The sequence below is a fragment of the Mycoplasma haliaeeti genome, assembly GCF_048284645.1.
In the GTDB taxonomy this organism is placed as follows: Bacteria; Bacillota_I; Bacilli_A; order Mycoplasmatales; family Metamycoplasmataceae; genus Mycoplasmopsis.
In genome coordinates this window covers 26,952-43,237 of the sequence record NZ_JBLWAB010000005.1, presented here as the reverse complement: position 1 = coordinate 43,237, position 16,286 = coordinate 26,952, and the positions used below count along the sequence as shown (strand labels likewise).

The following is a 16,286-nucleotide window of genomic DNA, read 5'->3' as shown; positions in this document are numbered from 1 at the left end:
TTTTAAGTGATAAAGTATTTAAGTGAAGCAGATACTAATGATTTATATACTGTGTTTTCATAACTGAAAAGTAAAGTATAATTTAAATATTATTATTTAAAAACAAGGAGACAAAATGAATAAACCTAGATTACAAGATGACTTTTATGAATATGTCAACTTCGAATGATTAAGAGATACAGAAATTCCAGCAGATCGTGCTTCAATTTCTTGTTTCGGTGAATTAGATATTAAAATTGAAAAATTATTAAAAGGTTTAACTGCAAACTGAGCTGCAGGAAAACAACCTTTACCAGCTGATAAAATGATTCATGAATATGTCAAACTATATCAAATGCTTGTTAATACTGAAAAAAGAGCACAACTTGGATGAGAACCAGCTAGAAAGCACTTAGATAAAATTGAAAGCTTAACAAGTTTTAAAGATTTAGCAAATAATTATGCTGCTTTTGATAAAAGATATTCTTCATTACCATTACCATTTGGAATCGGTGAAGACTTTATTGATAATAAAAAATACATTTTATGATTAGAAGATCCAAGATTAATTTTAGGATCTAAAGAAACATATGCAAACCCAACACAAAAAGAAAAACTTTTAACAGCTTGAAAAGAAATGTCATTTGATTTACTTATTTCATATGGTAAAACAACTGAACAAGCTAACAAAATGGTTGCTCAAGCTTTAGAATTTGACAATTTCTTAGTAGACTTTGTCCTTTCTAATGAAGAAAAAGCTGACTACACTTCTTTATACAACCTAAAAGATATTGCATGATATCAAGAAACAGTTAAAACATTTGATATTAAGAAAATTGTTGAAGAGCTAGTAAACAAAGAAGTTAAAGAAATCTCATGTTCAAACCCAAGATTTGTTCAAAACATTGACAAGATTTATACAGAAGCTAACTTTGAAGCTTTCAGATCATTAATGTTTATTAAAAACTTATTATATGCTGCTTCATTTATGTCTGAAGAAACTAGATTAAAAGCTTCACACTTTAAAAATGTACTTTACTCAATTGCTAAACCACGTGATTTAGAATTATATGCCTATGACGTAGCTACAAAATACTTCGGAATGCCTCTTGGTATGTACTATGCTAGAGAGTACTTTGGTGAAAAAGCTAAAAAAGATGTTGAACACATGGTAGCAAGCATGATTGATGTTTATAAGAAGCGTTTAGAAGAAAATACCTGATTAACTCAAGCAACAAAAGATAAAGCCATCTTAAAACTTTCTAAATTAGGTGTAATGGTAGGATACCCTGAAGAAATCCAACCATTCTATGCTCAATTAATCACTCACACCTATGAAGAAGGCTCAAATGTATTTGAAAATGTACTTGCATTCGATCAAATTATGTATGAATATCAAATGTCACAATATTTAGAACATGTAAATCCTAAATACTGAGGAATGTCACCTGATACAATTAATGCTTACTTTAACCCATTTGGAAATCACATTGTATTCCCTGCTGCTATCTTACAAGCTCCATATTACGATATTAATCAATCTTCATCAGCTAACTTTGGTGGAATTGGAGCAGTAATTGCACACGAAATTTCTCACGCATTTGACAATAATGGAGCTCAATTTGATGAAAATGGTTCAATGGTAAACTGATGAACTGATCATGATAGAGCTAAATTTGCTGAAAAAACTCAAGCAGTTATTGATTTATATGACACACGTGAAACACCATATGGAAAAGTTAATGGTAAATTAACAGTATCAGAAAATATTGCTGATATTGGTGGTGTTGCTTGTGCACTTGAAGCTGCACAAAAAGAAGCTGACTTCTCAGCTGAAAAATTCTTCGAAAACTGAGTTAGAGTTTGAAGGCAAAAATCTGGTGAAGGTTATGCTAGAAGATTACTTGAAACAGATGTACACTCACCAGCTAAAGAAAGAGGAAATGTCTTAATGATGAACCTTGACTTATTTGCTGATACATACAAACTTCAAGAATCAGACAAAATGTATTTAGCACCTGAAAAAAGAATTAAAATTTGATAATGTAAAATGTTCCTTTTTGGGACATTTTTATTTGGAATTTTTACTTTTTCCTATAAAATAATACAAATTTATAAAAAAACAAGTTTGTAAGGAGAAAAATGAAGAAAATCAAACTATTTACACTTTTAGGATTAGGATCTTTTAGTTTACTTCCACTAGCAGCTATCGCTTGTGGTAGAACTGAAAAAGAAGTGCAAGGGACAGATAATAAAGAAACACCAGCACCTGCGCCAACCCCTATTGTTCCGGGTGAGGGAGACAAACCTGGTAAAGGAGATCAAGGCAACCCAGGCAAAAATACTCAACCAGGACAAAAGCCAAATCCTGATAAGGATAAACCAAACCCAACTCCAGGTGCTAAAGAACCAGATACAGGAAATGGAAATTTAAATCAAGGCCAAGGTGACAAAGCAGTTGATGAAAATACTCAAGGTGGAATATATAATGGACTTACAATCAACGAATATAAAGGATTAATTGCACTTTATAACTTAAATAGTGAAATGACTGCAAGCAAGGCATATTCAATTTTAAGTGATAAAGTTCTAAGCAATGATGATTACAAGTTATCTGAAGTTGAAGTAACTGCTTTTAATGACTTAACAGGAACATTAAGTTTCACTGTAAAAGGAACTTATAAAGGTATTTCACTTGATAATAAAGTGTTTAATATTTCAAATTTATTTATAGTAAAAAGCACAATGGTATTAAATGTTGATTGAAATACAACTAAGATTATGGAAGAACAAAAAACTTCAAAAGATTTCATTGGTAAACCATTTAGCGAAATTAAGCCTTATTTAAGTTCAGTTGTTTTATCATTTAACGGGAACGCATTTGATGTCTTAAAAGATGACAGTTTTAGTGTCAATTCATTTAACCTAAGTGAAGAAAGAAATAGATTAAGTGCATTTATTAGCATTTCTTACCATCCAGAAATGCTAAATCAGGATGGTGAAGTTGTAATCCAAAAGCCAATTACTGTATATCATAGAACTTTTGATTATTTATCTGGACTTGATTATTCAAATGAGCAATATTTACAATATGTACTAAACAATCAGCTAAAAGTAAAAGCCAACATTGATTACAATTATTATCCTTCATTCTTTGCTGGTAAAAAAGCTATTACACTAGACTTCTGAAATCACTTTTTTGACTTAAATGAAAAATACGAACGTTTAAATAATGAACCTATTATTGTATCTTGTTCATATTACCCAAATGACTTAACGGGTGAATTATATGTGACAGTTTCATTAGAGTATAATCCAGAAAATGGTCTAGGAAATGTCCAAGTTGGCTATAAATCATTTAAATTCTCAGGATTTAAGAAATTAACTGAAGCAGAATTAGCCAAAGACTTTATGGTGGTTCCTGATTCATTCGGATTTATGGAAAGAACACAATACAGACAACTAGTTAATACTTTTATGGCATTATCTCCTGAGGAACAAAAAACATTTGAAATTACAAATAGTGATGATCTTAAAAGAATTATGGGACAACTAGGTGGCTCAAATGCAATATTAACACGTCTAGCTTGAAACAATAATAGTGGAGAGAAACTTGAATACTTCCTTGATTCATTTAAACAATATATTAACGTATATTACAAGAATAAATCGCTAAATGAATTGGCAACAAGTTTAGAAAGTAGAATTCTAGGTGGTAAATACTTCCAAATTGGTCGAATTGCTATTGATACAAAAAGCTTAAGCGATTTTACATTACAAAAACCTAGTGATGGAAATAATGGAATTAACTTCAAGTGAAATTTCACATTAGAAATCGAAATACAAGATGCTACAGGAAATAATAATTCAAGTACTACAATTCAAATTCCACAATCTATTCCAATGTTTGCATTAGAAAATAAAATAGCATAAATTAAAAATGAGGGGTTACCTCATTTTTAATTTATATTTTAAACTACTTTAAGTAAAACTTCTTTTGAACCTTCTTTACCTTCAAGATGGTTTCTTTCAACACGAATTATTTCAATTTTTTCATTACCCATTGTGTGTAATCCATGTTTTTGACCACGGCGGAATCCTTTAATTAGCCCTTCTAATTCTTCAATTGTATTTGCTTGGGCGATAATTTCATCATTTGTTAATAATTTTGCTTTGTATTTGTACATGAGTACCTCCGTTTGTTCATCTTTATTATAATCCTAATTAATTCATGATATAGCAAAAATGAATAAGTTTCCACAAATTTCCACATTTTTGTGGAATAATGTGGAACAAAAAGAACAAATAAGACTTAGACGAATTACTTCTTAATAATATAAAACTAGTATAAAAATTAAAATGTATTAGAATATAAATAATATGAGTAAGAAAACAAAAATAATATGATGAAGTGTATTTTCAGCTGGAGTGATTTTAGGACTAGGTGCGATTGCAACTAGTGCTTATTTTGCTATTCAATATTTAGGCTCAAATGAGGATAATGATAATAAAGAAACTATTAATATTAAGCCTAATTATGATGTCCCAAGTTGGCAAGAAAATCCAACGTTATTAAAGATTGGGCCAAATGAAGTTGCTATCTTTAATAAGTTAGATCAAAAACAACAAGAAGAAGCTTTAGCACTTGTAAATAGTCTTGGAAGTATAAGTTGAGAAGCAAAAACTAACGATGAAGGAACTTATGTAGAATACATAGATCCTTATACCAAGATCAAATTTAGAGATTTTGCTTATAGTGTTGATAAACAAAATCCAGCTAATAATAGATATTTACTTGGCCCTGGTGGCTTAGCTTACTTAGCTAATGAATTTAAGCGTAAGGTAACCTTTGGCCCTGAAGTTTATGATCTCGAAGCAATAAATATTAATGATTTCACTATTATTCCGGCTACTGCCAATGGACTTTATATTCCAAGTACTAAGAATATTTATATTAATGGAGCATTCATGTGTGAAACAAATGCAACATTGTATGATAGAGTTGCAACAATTATGCAAACTTTATTCCATGAATATATGCACCATTGAGCAAATAACTATGCTGAAATAGCTCTGCCTGGTGATAAAGTTATTCCAACTGGAAATGTAGCTGGACCAGTGGCAAATCTTCAAGATAAAGAAATGGTTACTGTCAAATATTATGAACCTGGGCAAAGTAAAAAGACAGGCTTGCTAGACAAGATCTTTTCATCAGCTAATGAGCAATATTGAAATGCCTATTTTGCTGATAATTTTAGATACTTATTAAACTATGACGTAAGCGCAAAATCATATATTAAACCTGAAATTCTAGCATTATTAAGAGAAAGATGATTTGGTGAACCTGCAGCTCAAGATGTTTCCGATGCCTTATATACAAACTTTTCACCTAAAGACCTTTGAGATGTTTCTAATGGACTATATAATTGACAAGGATCTCCAAAAGACCCCTTAGCATTACAAAGAAAACTAGAAAGTAAACCAGGCTTTTGATACTCACCTGATGAAAAATTTGCTCTGAATAATGGTGATTTAAGATACTATTACTCATTAACTGAATTAGTGCCAAGAGAATACCTTAAATATGCTTTTGAATCTTACTATAATATTGCTGAACCAAATCCTGCTATGCTAGCTGAAAAAAACCATCAAGAATTTTCTTCAGGTTTCTTTGGAAACATGAAATTTAGCTATAATTCTAGACCAAGTTCATATGAAATTAGACCGAGTTCAATAGCAGAAGACTATGGTAAAGTCTTTATGAATAATTTTGACACTCTATCAAGAAGTGGCTGATACATAAATGATAATTCAGGTTATATTGATCCAAGTAATCCAGTAACCTATTATGATCCATATAATAAGACTTGAGTAACCAAAATAGTTAAGGGATCAAGTTCTATTATGATTCCAACTTCACCTTTTGCACTTGATTCATACAAAACCCTTGATCGAATTAGTTCTAATCAAGCAAATAAAATTAAAGATAATAAATCACATGATTTTTATAAAATGTTTTTACACACTATGGGATATGGTAGCGAAATAGCTCAAATTTATTATGATAATTCAGGATGAAAATGAGTTGGAAAGAACTATGCCCAAGTGCAAAAAGATGAAAATAACATTACTAAAATAAAATTTAGTGGATACTTAAAAGATAAAAGTCACACCGGTATTGCAATAGTTAATCCAGATGGACAAGTAGTGGCTCATAGTGATATTATTTATCTTGATACCTTTAATTTCTTTGGACATAATAACTTTGATATGGGAGCTAGAATAGAAAATGAAACACAAGCAAGTGAAGCTTGAAGACAACAACAACTAGCTAACCGGATTTATCCAGAAGGTTATATTAGTTACATTACAAAAGATTACATTATACCTGGAGAATTAGGAACTATATACTTTTGAGATGATTTAAATAAAAATGGTCTGGTAGAAGACAATGAATTAGTAAAGGATCATCAAATTACTCTTCCTTCTAATCGTTGAGTAACTACCTATCGTGCTGAAAATGCTAATTATTATTATGTAGTCGAAAATAAAAATAATCAAACTACAATCAAGTGAGAAAGCCCTCGCTAATGTTATAATTAAATTATTATTAAGAAAGGAGGATAACAATGGAATGAGATTTTAGTAAGCTAAAAGTTGGCTCAATGATTAATGTACAAGGTTATAAACATAATGGTTATTTATATCGTCAATGAAATTCAGCCAAAGTAGTATTTCATAATAAGAGACATATAGTATTATTCCTTAAAAATACCAAAGTAGCTGAATACGAAAAAGATGTAAATGGATGAAGATATAATGAAAACGCCATCTGATTTATTCCAAAAGATGCCATGTATAATGCGATTGTATTATTAAAGGATTCTGGTCCTTATTATTACATTAATATGGCTTCTAAGCCTATATTTGAAGATAATACCATTAAATTTATAGATTATGACCTAGATGTAAAATGTTATCCTGATAAAGAATTGCAAGTTGTAGATAGAGATGAGTTTAATTTACACTCAAGACAAATGCAGTATCCTGAATTGCTTAAGAATCTGTTATTTGAGGAATTAAAAGTAATAATGCAACTTTATAGTGAATATAAATACTTCTTTAACTACGAAATAATAAATTATTATCTTGAAATTTTACGTGCTGATAAATTAATTACTGATAAAGCAGCAGAAAGATATACAAGACTTGGCAAAAAACATTATTCTGAAGAAGGAGATATGTTTAGACAAGTTAATCGTACATATAAACATCATAAGGCACACTTCCAAAATCGTCACTAAAAAGTGACTTTTTTGTTAATTTTGGGGCTTTTTGATGTAAAAATATTGAAATTTACTTATTAGGCCAAAAATCTAAAAAAGTTAAATTTAATATATTTTTTAGTACCATTTTTATATTTTTGTTGTACTATATTAATGTATATCCATGATGAAGTAAATATTGTGGGTATACGATCCTAAGGGATGTAAAAGTTAGTTTTTTATTCGGACAAATACGTTTCTCCAAAAATATTTAGACGTATTCCTGATGCACCTAGCAATAGGTGCATTTTCTTATACAGGTATAAAAAAACAGTCTATAAATAGACTGCTAAGTTATTATTTAGTTGATTTTAAAAATTTTCAGTGTCATGTATCTAAGTAAATAACGATTTCATCAAGTAATGGTTGAACTCTATATGAAATGTTATCCATTTTTCCAATATATTCAAGAAGTGTGTTTAAATCATCAACTACATGAGCAAAGATTTCACTTGAAACAAAATCTTTAGCTTCGATTTCTTTAATTAATGAGTATTTAGCTGCTTCTTGGTAGCTTCCAAGTGCATTGTAACCTAACATTAAAAGTTTTTCTGCTACTGCATCAAGTTGTTCAGTAGTATCATCATACAATTTATCTAATTGTTCATGGATTTCAAAGAAATCAGCTCCTTTAATATTCCAGTGGAAGTTTTTAATTTTAGCTTGCAAAATAAATAATGAAGCTTGTAATGTAATTAATTCTTGTTTATTATTCATGTTAACCTCTTTTCGAATATATTGTAACACTTTCGAAAAGATAGTCAAGCGTTATAAAACTCAAAAAGTTTATTTTTGTTATTTTTTTATTTCAAAAATAAATTTTTTACAAAAAAAGTTAGGAAACCTAACTCTATTTTTCTTCTGGTAAAAATTGTTCTAGGAATTTAGCTAATCCACTTTGATCACATCTAAATTCTGTAACTACATCAGCGATTTCTTTTAATTCATCAACCGAGTTTTGCATAGCAACTAAAGTACCAATCCGGTTTTTAGTTGAAGCATCGTTCATAGAATCTCCAACGTGCATTGCATTAGCTGGATTAATTCCTTTTGATAAACAGTAACGAACTTCTTCATCACCTTTTGAACAGTTTGCTTTAGTAATTTCTAAAATATTATTTTTAGAACCTGAAAGTGAAACTTCTAATTTACCGGCAAATTGTTTTTGTCATTTTAAAGCAAGTTTTCTAATTTTTCTACCTGACAGAGATCATACAAGTGCTTTATAAACTGGAAAATCATTGTTGTATTCTTTATATGAGTGAGCAGTCTTTTTACCAAAGCCTCCCATAAATCATCTAAATACTCTATTTTTTACATAAGCTTGTTCTCTTGCGTTTGAGTTATAAACTACAAAGCAGAAGTTTTTAGAAAGTTCATCAAAAAGTTGTTGAGCAACTTCTTTTGACATAACTTCTTCATTTACAATAACACCATTTTCAACTGTTTTAGCACCATTTCAAGCAATATAAGTATCTACTCCTGTAATTTCTTTAACAAGATTACTTGTTTTAGGTGAAACCCCTCTTCCGGTTGAAACAACAACTGGGATTGTTTTATTTAATTCAGTTAAAACTTGTCTGGTATATGGTGTAGCACTTCTTTGTCAAAATTTGATTTCTTGAGTATCAAGTGTAGTTCCATCTAAGTCAATAAAAATAATTTCTGGCTTCTTCATTTTGTCTCCTTATTTAAAATTTTATTTATTATAGTTTGAATATTTTTAAACTTCAATATAAATAAAATAACAGATTTTTAGACTTTTGAATTGAAATAAAATATTTTTTTATTTAGCTAATTTGTGCTCTTATTGCTTTAGTGTAGTACTTTTAAGTAATATATAGAAATTAAGTAACTTTAAAATGGGACTGAAAAAAACTATTTTTTAGGAAAAAACAAGGGCAATAAAAAGCAAAATATTTTTATGAGGATAAAATAGGAAAAAATGTAAAATATGGATACATATTGAGTTGGAATTTTTTGGACATTAAACTTAATGTGTTAAATATCAAAAATTTAAAAGGAATATTTATGAAAAAGACTTTATTTGATGAAAAACAATATTTAGATAAAGTACATGCTTGATGGCGTGCAGCTAACTTTCTTTCAGTAGCTCAAATCTACTTAAGAAACAACCCTCTTATGAAAGATGGTTTAAAAGCTGAAGACGTTAAAATGTACCCAATCGGACACTGAGGAACAATCCCAGGACAAAACTTAATTTACGCACACTTAAACCGGGTAATTAACAAATATGGTGTAGACATGTTCTACATTGAAGGACCAGGACACGGTGGACAAGTTATGATTTCAAACTCATACTTAGATGGAAGTTACACAGAATTATTCCCAGAAATCACACAAGATGAAGCTGGAATTAAGAAAATGTGTAAAAGATTCTCATTCCCTGGTGGAACAGCATCACACGCTGCTCCTGAAACACCTGGATCAATTCACGAAGGGGGAGAATTAGGTTACTCACTTTCACACGCAACAGGAGCTATTTTAGATAACCCTAACATTATCGCTGCTGCTGTTATTGGTGATGGTGAAGCTGAAACAGGGCCACTTGCTGCTGGATGATTCTCAACATCATTCATTAACCCAGTAAATGATGGTGCTGTATTACCTATCATTCACATTAACGGTGGAAAAATTTCAAACCCAACAATTATGTCTCGTAAAACAGATGAAGAACTTGCTTCAATGTTAAGAGGATACGGATGAGAAGCTATCTTTGTAGAAGCTAACGTATTCGACCAAGAAGGTATTCACCAACTTATGGCTGATGCTTTCGACAAAGCTGTGGAAAGAATTTTAGAAATCCAAACAGAAGCTAGAAAATTACCAGCAGAAGTTGCTACAAGACCAATCTGACCAGCACTTGTTGTTCGTACACCAAAAGGATGAACATGTCCACATCAAATTAATGGTGAAACATTCGAAGGAAGCTTTAGATCTCACCAAGTTCCACTTCCTGTAACATCAGAAAATCCTAAATTATTAGGTGAATTACAAGCTTGATTAGCTTCATATCGTCCAGAAGAACTATTTGACGAAAATGGAAAATTCAAAGCTGAATACGCTGAAATCGCTCCTAAAGGTAACAAGAGAATGGCTATGCAACCAATTACAAATGGTGGTGTAAACCCTAGAGCTCTTAACTTACCTAACTGAAGAGAATTCGGATTAGAAATTAACAAACCAGGTGAAATAAAAGACCAAGATATGGTTAATGCAGGTAACTGATTTGCTGAAGTAATCAAGAGAAACCCAGATAACTTTAGAGTATTTGGACCAGATGAAACAAAATCAAATAGATTATATGCAGTACTTAAATTAACAAACAGACAATGACTTGAAAGAGTTGATGCTGAATTAGATGAAGCTGTTGGACCAGTTGGAAGAGTTATTGACTCACAACTTTCAGAACACCAAGCAGAAGGATTCTTAGAAGGATACGTTCTTACAGGACGTCACGGATTCTTTGCATCATACGAATCATTCTTAAGAGTTGTTGACTCAATGTTAACACAACACATGAAATGAATCGCTAAAGCACGTAAAATTTCATGAAGAAAAGACTACCCATCTCTTAATGTTATTGCTACATCTACAGCATTCCAACAAGACCACAACGGATACACACACCAAGATCCAGGTATTTTAGGACACTTAGCTGACAAGAAACCAGAATTAATTCGTGAATACTTACCAGCTGACACAAACTCATTACTTGCTGTTTTAGATAAAGCATTTGCTGAAAGAGACGTTATTAACCTTATCGTTGCTTCAAAACAACCAAGAGATCAATTCTTCAACATGGATGAAGCACAAGAATTAGTAGATAAAGGACTTAAAGTTATCGACTGAGCTTCAACAACTAAAGAAGGTGAAGAACCAGACTTAGTAGTAGTTGCATCAGGTACAGAACCAAACTTAGAAGCTTTAGCTACAATCTCAATCTTAAACAAATACTTCCCTGAACTAAAAATCAGATTCGTTAACGTTGTTGACTTATTAAGATTACGTCACCCAAGTATTGACCCACGTGGATTAAGTGATGCAGAATTCAACGCAATCTTCACAGAAGACAAACCAGTTCTATTCGCATTCCACGGATTTGAAGGATTAATTCGTGACATCTTCTTCTCACGTAAGAACCACAACTTATTCGTACACGGATACAGAGAAAATGGTGATATTACAACATCATTCGACATTCGTTTAATGTCAGAAATGGACAGATTCCACATGTCTATTACAGCTGCTAACGCAGTTTACGGTGATAAAGCAAAAGAATTCGTTGCTTTAATGGACGAAAAAATTGCATACCACAACAGATACATCAAAGAAGTTGGAATTGACATTGATGAAGTTAGATACTGAAAATGAGAAGGTCTTAACAAATAATTGTCTTTAGACAACTAATCGTTAAATATCAGAGTTTATACTCTGGTATTTTTTATTTCTTTTACTGGTAAAAATATTAAGAAGTGTTGAAATTTGGAATTTGTCTATGAAACTTATAAAAGTTTCTTGCAAAACAATAAAAATAAAACTCTTATTAAGCATTAAAGATATAATAAAGGAAAATAGTTTTTATCTTGTTGCAACAATGATTCAATATTTCTGCAATCTCGAAAACATATAAATGGCTCAGACTAATAAAACAAATGTCATTTATTATGGAGGTAATGCACACACATCAAAAATTAACTTTAACTCAATAATTGACAACTATTTTTTATAAAGATGAATAAAAAAAGCATATATCAATATGCTATTTCTGATAATGGAGACTGTGCCTTTTTCTAACAAGCACTCTTGATAGGTTGTTTTAATGCATAATTAAAATGGATGATATTGTAGCTTATGAAATAATCATTTTGTACTTATTTTATAATTTTTGTTGTTCAATGAAATATTATTTATTTTTAGCAGGGTGTATAGCTAAAATTTAAGCCATTGCCAAAAAATGAAACTAATATGTTAAGTATATTTATGTAAAGATAATTATTAATTGTATATGTGTTATCATCAATAAATGAATTAAGTGTAGTAGAAAATTTATTATTAATAAATGTATTATATAAATAAATTGCACATCCCATTGTCATATAATTGTCTTTTATTCTAAAATACTGTCCGAAGTTATCCACATCTTTATAATTTAAATTATTTTTATATGCGAATAATTCAATCATCAATATTAATTCCATTTTTTTGTTATAAATATTATTTAAGGATGCTATAAAGTCTGTATATTGGCTTGATTCAGAAATTCTAGTTAGGATATAAAAAGCACGACGATTATTTTCGAAACTTATATTAAAAGTATCAAATAAATTAATGATATCTAGAGTGCAAATAAAATTATACGGTGAATTTGTATATGCTAGAAGTTCATAAGGAAGATTAATTAATATACATTCTTTAAAAATATTTATTATTTCCGATACAGAAAGATAATCATATCTATTCAAAAGTATATCTATATCTGAAATACAGTTTTGTATTTTTGACATTAGATAGTTGTTTTTAGTTTTAATAGCATTTGTACACAACTGGCAAAATTTAAATCCAATCATATATAAAGGAGAAATAGTTTTTTGACCTGAGTCAATTTTTACTATCATTTTTTCAGGTATTTTCTTAAATATCATACATTCTAATTCAACATTTTCTTTGTTGTCATTTAAAGTAAGGGAGTTAAAAAACTCATTTTCAACGTTTTTATCAATTATAGTAAATTGTTTTTTAATTTCATTTCAATATGCATTTCGATCGAATAAAGTTGCTTCATCATCGAAGTCAAGCAAAATATCAATATCTCTTGGCATACGTTCTATAATATTATGTAAATATAATGAAAAACTCCCTTGAATAATATATTTGGGATTTCAATTTTTATTAAAGAATTCTGAATAAATAATATCTATTTTCATATTTATATTATATCTTAGTTCAATTATTTAAATCAAAATCTATTTTGTGAAAATTTCCACAAATTGCGAAAAAATATGGAAATTTTCACAAAATAAATTATTTTTAATTATGTTTAATTACCTAAAGTTATAATTAAAGTGAAATAAAATAAAAAAGGAGATTATTATGATAGTTAATTATGAAATAAATGAACAAATAGAAAAAAAAGAAATTCAAAGATTGAGCTCTGTGCAGTTAAAAGAATTATCAGAGATCATTAACGAAAAGAATTATATAGATAGAACAGTTACTATTTTATCTAAAATGGATAATCTACAAATTAGTAATTGGTTATACATATATGATACGTTAGATTCAATACTAAATGTCGACATCTTTAAGAATTCAAAATTATATAAGACAATAGAAGAATTACTCGATGGGAACAGAATAAATGCAAATGAAAGAACATTTTCATCAGATGATGTTGATGCATATAATAAATTGCATGCTATTTATGAATTCTTAAAGGTTCTAGGAGAAAAAGAGGGAAAAAATTTAGAAAAAGAAAAAGAGGAATTAAACAAAAAAATTGCTCTCGCTGCATCAGTTAGTGCTGCTAGCACTGCAACAGCTAGTGCATTCGTGTCTTGAATCCCAATAGTAAACATTATTGTACCAATAGTAGGTACAATATCTACCGCAGCATCATCTTATGCATTATCTAGTGAAAGAGATAAAAAAGCTCAAAAGGCAATTGAAATTCGTGATAGCATTAGTAGAATGTCAATAAGGCTTGCAGAATTCAATAATGCATGAGCACAATATAACATAGATCCTGATTCTGATGTATGGGATAGAATTTGGGCTGCAACATGTATGTTTGATCACTTGTGAAAAATGAAAGAATCATTAGATGGCATAATGAAAGAACTTAATTTTTTAAAAAATGAGATTGGCAACAATACTAAATATTTTGATGATGAAATATCATTGATTAATGAATTTAAAAAACGTATAGATAATGAATCAAAATGATTATATGCTTTAATAGGTCATCTTATTAATACGAAATATTCAAGTTACTAGGAGCATAAATGGTTGTGTATAATACTGAATCAGAAAAAACTCTTGAAACTAATAATTTATATAATACTATTATGAATTATATTATTAAGATGGAAGATGATGCATTTGAATCATTTTTTGGGGTGTCAAAAAGTAATAAAAATAAATTTTTGAATCAATTTCCCGGTTTCGTTAAGCTTACAAATAGATCATTATCTAAGGATGAAAAGTTAAGCTTGAGAGAATTCTTAAATGCGATGAATAATGTACTAAAAATTTATGAGGCAAAACTCAAAAGTACTAGTGATAATGTTCTCGTAAATTATAACAGCAGTTCAAAAGATGTTGCTGAAGATATTGCCATAAATGAAATCACACTTTCACCAATAATTATTGCTCCTGAATCAATGGCATCATCGGCATTGTCTTCATGACTTGGATGATATTTATTTATAATGGATCTGTATAAAAATAATAAGGTTGAGCAACTTTATAAAGAAGTGTATTTACCATTAATAAGAAATATTGATAAATTTAGTGATATTAATATTAAAATATCATTATCAATATCTAAATATAACATTTATAAAAGAGAATTTGACTCATCAACAGATATTAATAAAAAATCTAAGATACTTGATGCTATTAAGGATATTCTTAGTGGTTTTAACAATTTAAAAACATTTATTAAAGATAAATATACAAATAATGGTTTTTTTGATAAAAATCTCTTAGAAAATATTGACAATATAATACATGTTTTTAATAGAGAAGAGAACTTAGAACGTGAAGAAATTTTGAAATTATCAAGTTTAAACAATGAAATTACCAATTCATATTGAGGTGGGTACTAATGAATTCAAAAGAACAAAAGAAAAATATATTAACGCTTTGGTGAACATTCTTTTTACTAATCATTATCTTAGTTGCTGCTATTTGAGGTGTATGTTTTGGATATACTTCATGACTTGTATTTAAAACTGGCACAAATCAAAACGCATTTAACATTGCATTAGTTAGTTTACTAGCCATTTGATTTATCCCACTATCAATTACGGTAATTTACTATTTTACATATAGTTCATTTAACTTCGTGATTCGATTCAAGAAGAGTACCAGAAATCTAAAAAATAGATTTCCTGAAGACAAAAGTAAAATGATTTCATTTATTTATAGATACTTTTATATCTTAAATGCTGATGAAGCTAATAATGTAAGATGAGTAAAATCATCTAAAGCAAAGTGTGATTTAGTGAAGTTTATAATTGCTATAATGCCTATTTTTACAGTTATAATACCAATTCTAATACTTGGACTAATGAGCTATGTTGCTAGTGTCAATATAACAATATTTTACCTTTATTTATCAACATTTGTCTTAGGTCTATTGTGAACAATCTATTCAACCAAAATAAGTATTTACTTCCCAATAAAATGAAATGGAATGAATTGTGAAGACTTTAAGAACTTTTATCTTAAAATGCTATTTAACTTATGCGGAAGCAAATATCCATTTAATATGTTAAAATGACAAATAGAATCACTTATACCATCTAAGCCAGATTCTCAAGAGAACTATTACCAATAATAAAAAATATAATTTTATAGTCCATTTAGCATGGACTATTTTTAATTATTTATAACAAATCCATTAATTGCTGTTGGCTAAATATAAAGAACTACTATGCTACTGCTAGGAAAGGCCCCTTTTTTTGTCTATATAACATAAATTAAAGCTTTAATTTTTTGCATGTTTTTTTCTGAGAACTTGCTGGCTTAGGCTATTTTTTATCAATTTTTGGGTAAAAACAAGCATTTTGTGGGTGATTTTTGACAAAGGCACCAAAAAAACATGCAAAAATTATATGAATTTAAAATTTAATGTAATTATGAAACATTATGCTACTATTGGGAAAGATCTACATAGAATTTTTCTATGTAATTTTATGTATATAAAAAACAAAAATCCCTATATTTTAGGGATAA

Annotated in this window: 12 protein-coding genes; 8 read left to right on the top strand and 4 right to left on the bottom strand. The window is 29.1% G+C overall.

Translation table 4 applies throughout. The features are described 5' to 3' along the window. Positions 1–115: 115 nt before the first annotated feature. Entirely contained in the window at positions 116–2,023 is a 1,908-nt protein-coding gene (locus tag ACNQ2T_RS01905) for a M13 family metallopeptidase (protein ID WP_418035854.1), read from the top strand. Between the two features lie 98 nt (positions 2,024–2,121). After that, on the top strand, positions 2,122–3,912 hold the full coding sequence (locus ACNQ2T_RS01900) for a lipoprotein 17-related variable surface protein (protein WP_418035853.1): 1,791 nt from the start codon (positions 2,122–2,124) through the stop codon (positions 3,910–3,912). Between the two features lie 38 nt (positions 3,913–3,950). Here the strand turns inward: ACNQ2T_RS01900 and ACNQ2T_RS01895 are convergent, their stop codons facing one another. Further along, positions 3,951–4,166, bottom strand: a complete 216-nt coding sequence (locus ACNQ2T_RS01895; protein WP_416741717.1) for an MAG6790 family protein — start codon at positions 4,164–4,166, stop codon at positions 3,951–3,953. Positions 4,167–4,359: 193 nt separating this feature from the next. On the opposite strand from ACNQ2T_RS01895, the gene ACNQ2T_RS01890 reads away from it, so the two are divergent. Both ACNQ2T_RS01890 and ACNQ2T_RS01885 read left to right on the top strand, forming a co-directional pair. After that, positions 4,360–6,570 carry an MYPU_1760 family metalloprotease gene (locus tag ACNQ2T_RS01890; protein ID WP_418035852.1) on the top strand — a complete coding sequence of 737 codons (2,211 nt, stop codon included), beginning with the start codon at positions 4,360–4,362 and terminating at the stop codon, positions 6,568–6,570. Between the two features lie 38 nt (positions 6,571–6,608). After that, positions 6,609–7,283, top strand: a complete 675-nt coding sequence (locus tag ACNQ2T_RS01885; RefSeq protein ID WP_416755433.1) for a DUF402 domain-containing protein — start codon at positions 6,609–6,611, stop codon at positions 7,281–7,283. Between the two features lie 318 nt (positions 7,284–7,601). Here the strand turns inward: ACNQ2T_RS01885 and ACNQ2T_RS01880 are convergent, their stop codons facing one another. Then, positions 7,602–8,021, bottom strand: a complete 420-nt coding sequence (locus ACNQ2T_RS01880) for a Dps family protein (protein ID WP_416755434.1) — start codon at positions 8,019–8,021, stop codon at positions 7,602–7,604. Between the two features lie 133 nt (positions 8,022–8,154). Then, on the bottom strand, positions 8,155–8,982 hold the full coding sequence (locus ACNQ2T_RS01875) for an HAD hydrolase family protein (RefSeq protein ID WP_418035851.1): 828 nt from the start codon (positions 8,980–8,982) through the stop codon (positions 8,155–8,157). 353 nt (positions 8,983–9,335) lie between these two features. On the opposite strand from ACNQ2T_RS01875, the gene ACNQ2T_RS01870 reads away from it, so the two are divergent. Continuing rightward, the gene (locus ACNQ2T_RS01870; protein ID WP_418006406.1) at positions 9,336–11,717 is read left to right on the top strand and encodes a phosphoketolase family protein; all 2,382 of its coding nucleotides are present in this window, start codon (positions 9,336–9,338) and stop codon (positions 11,715–11,717) included. 524 nt (positions 11,718–12,241) lie between these two features. Here ACNQ2T_RS01870 and ACNQ2T_RS01865 read toward each other — a convergent pair. After that, positions 12,242–13,252, bottom strand: a complete 1,011-nt coding sequence (locus tag ACNQ2T_RS01865; RefSeq protein WP_418035850.1) for a hypothetical protein — start codon at positions 13,250–13,252, stop codon at positions 12,242–12,244. A gap of 166 nt (positions 13,253–13,418) precedes the next feature. On the opposite strand from ACNQ2T_RS01865, the gene ACNQ2T_RS01860 reads away from it, so the two are divergent. Genes ACNQ2T_RS01860 through ACNQ2T_RS01850 form a run of 3 tightly spaced genes read left to right on the top strand, consistent with a single transcriptional unit; the run spans position 13,419 to position 15,888 of the window. Continuing rightward, complete coding sequence (locus ACNQ2T_RS01860) at positions 13,419–14,321, top strand: hypothetical protein (protein WP_418035849.1); 903 nt, start codon at positions 13,419–13,421, stop codon at positions 14,319–14,321. 8 nt (positions 14,322–14,329) lie between these two features. Further along, a complete protein-coding gene (locus ACNQ2T_RS01855; RefSeq protein WP_418035848.1) occupies positions 14,330–15,154 on the top strand; it encodes a hypothetical protein in 825 nt (274 codons plus the stop codon). Continuing rightward, positions 15,154–15,888 carry a hypothetical protein gene (locus ACNQ2T_RS01850; protein ID WP_418035847.1) on the top strand — a complete coding sequence of 245 codons (735 nt, stop codon included), beginning with the start codon at positions 15,154–15,156 and terminating at the stop codon, positions 15,886–15,888. The genes ACNQ2T_RS01855 and ACNQ2T_RS01850 overlap by 1 nt, the downstream gene beginning before the upstream one ends. Positions 15,889–16,286 lie beyond the last annotated feature (398 nt).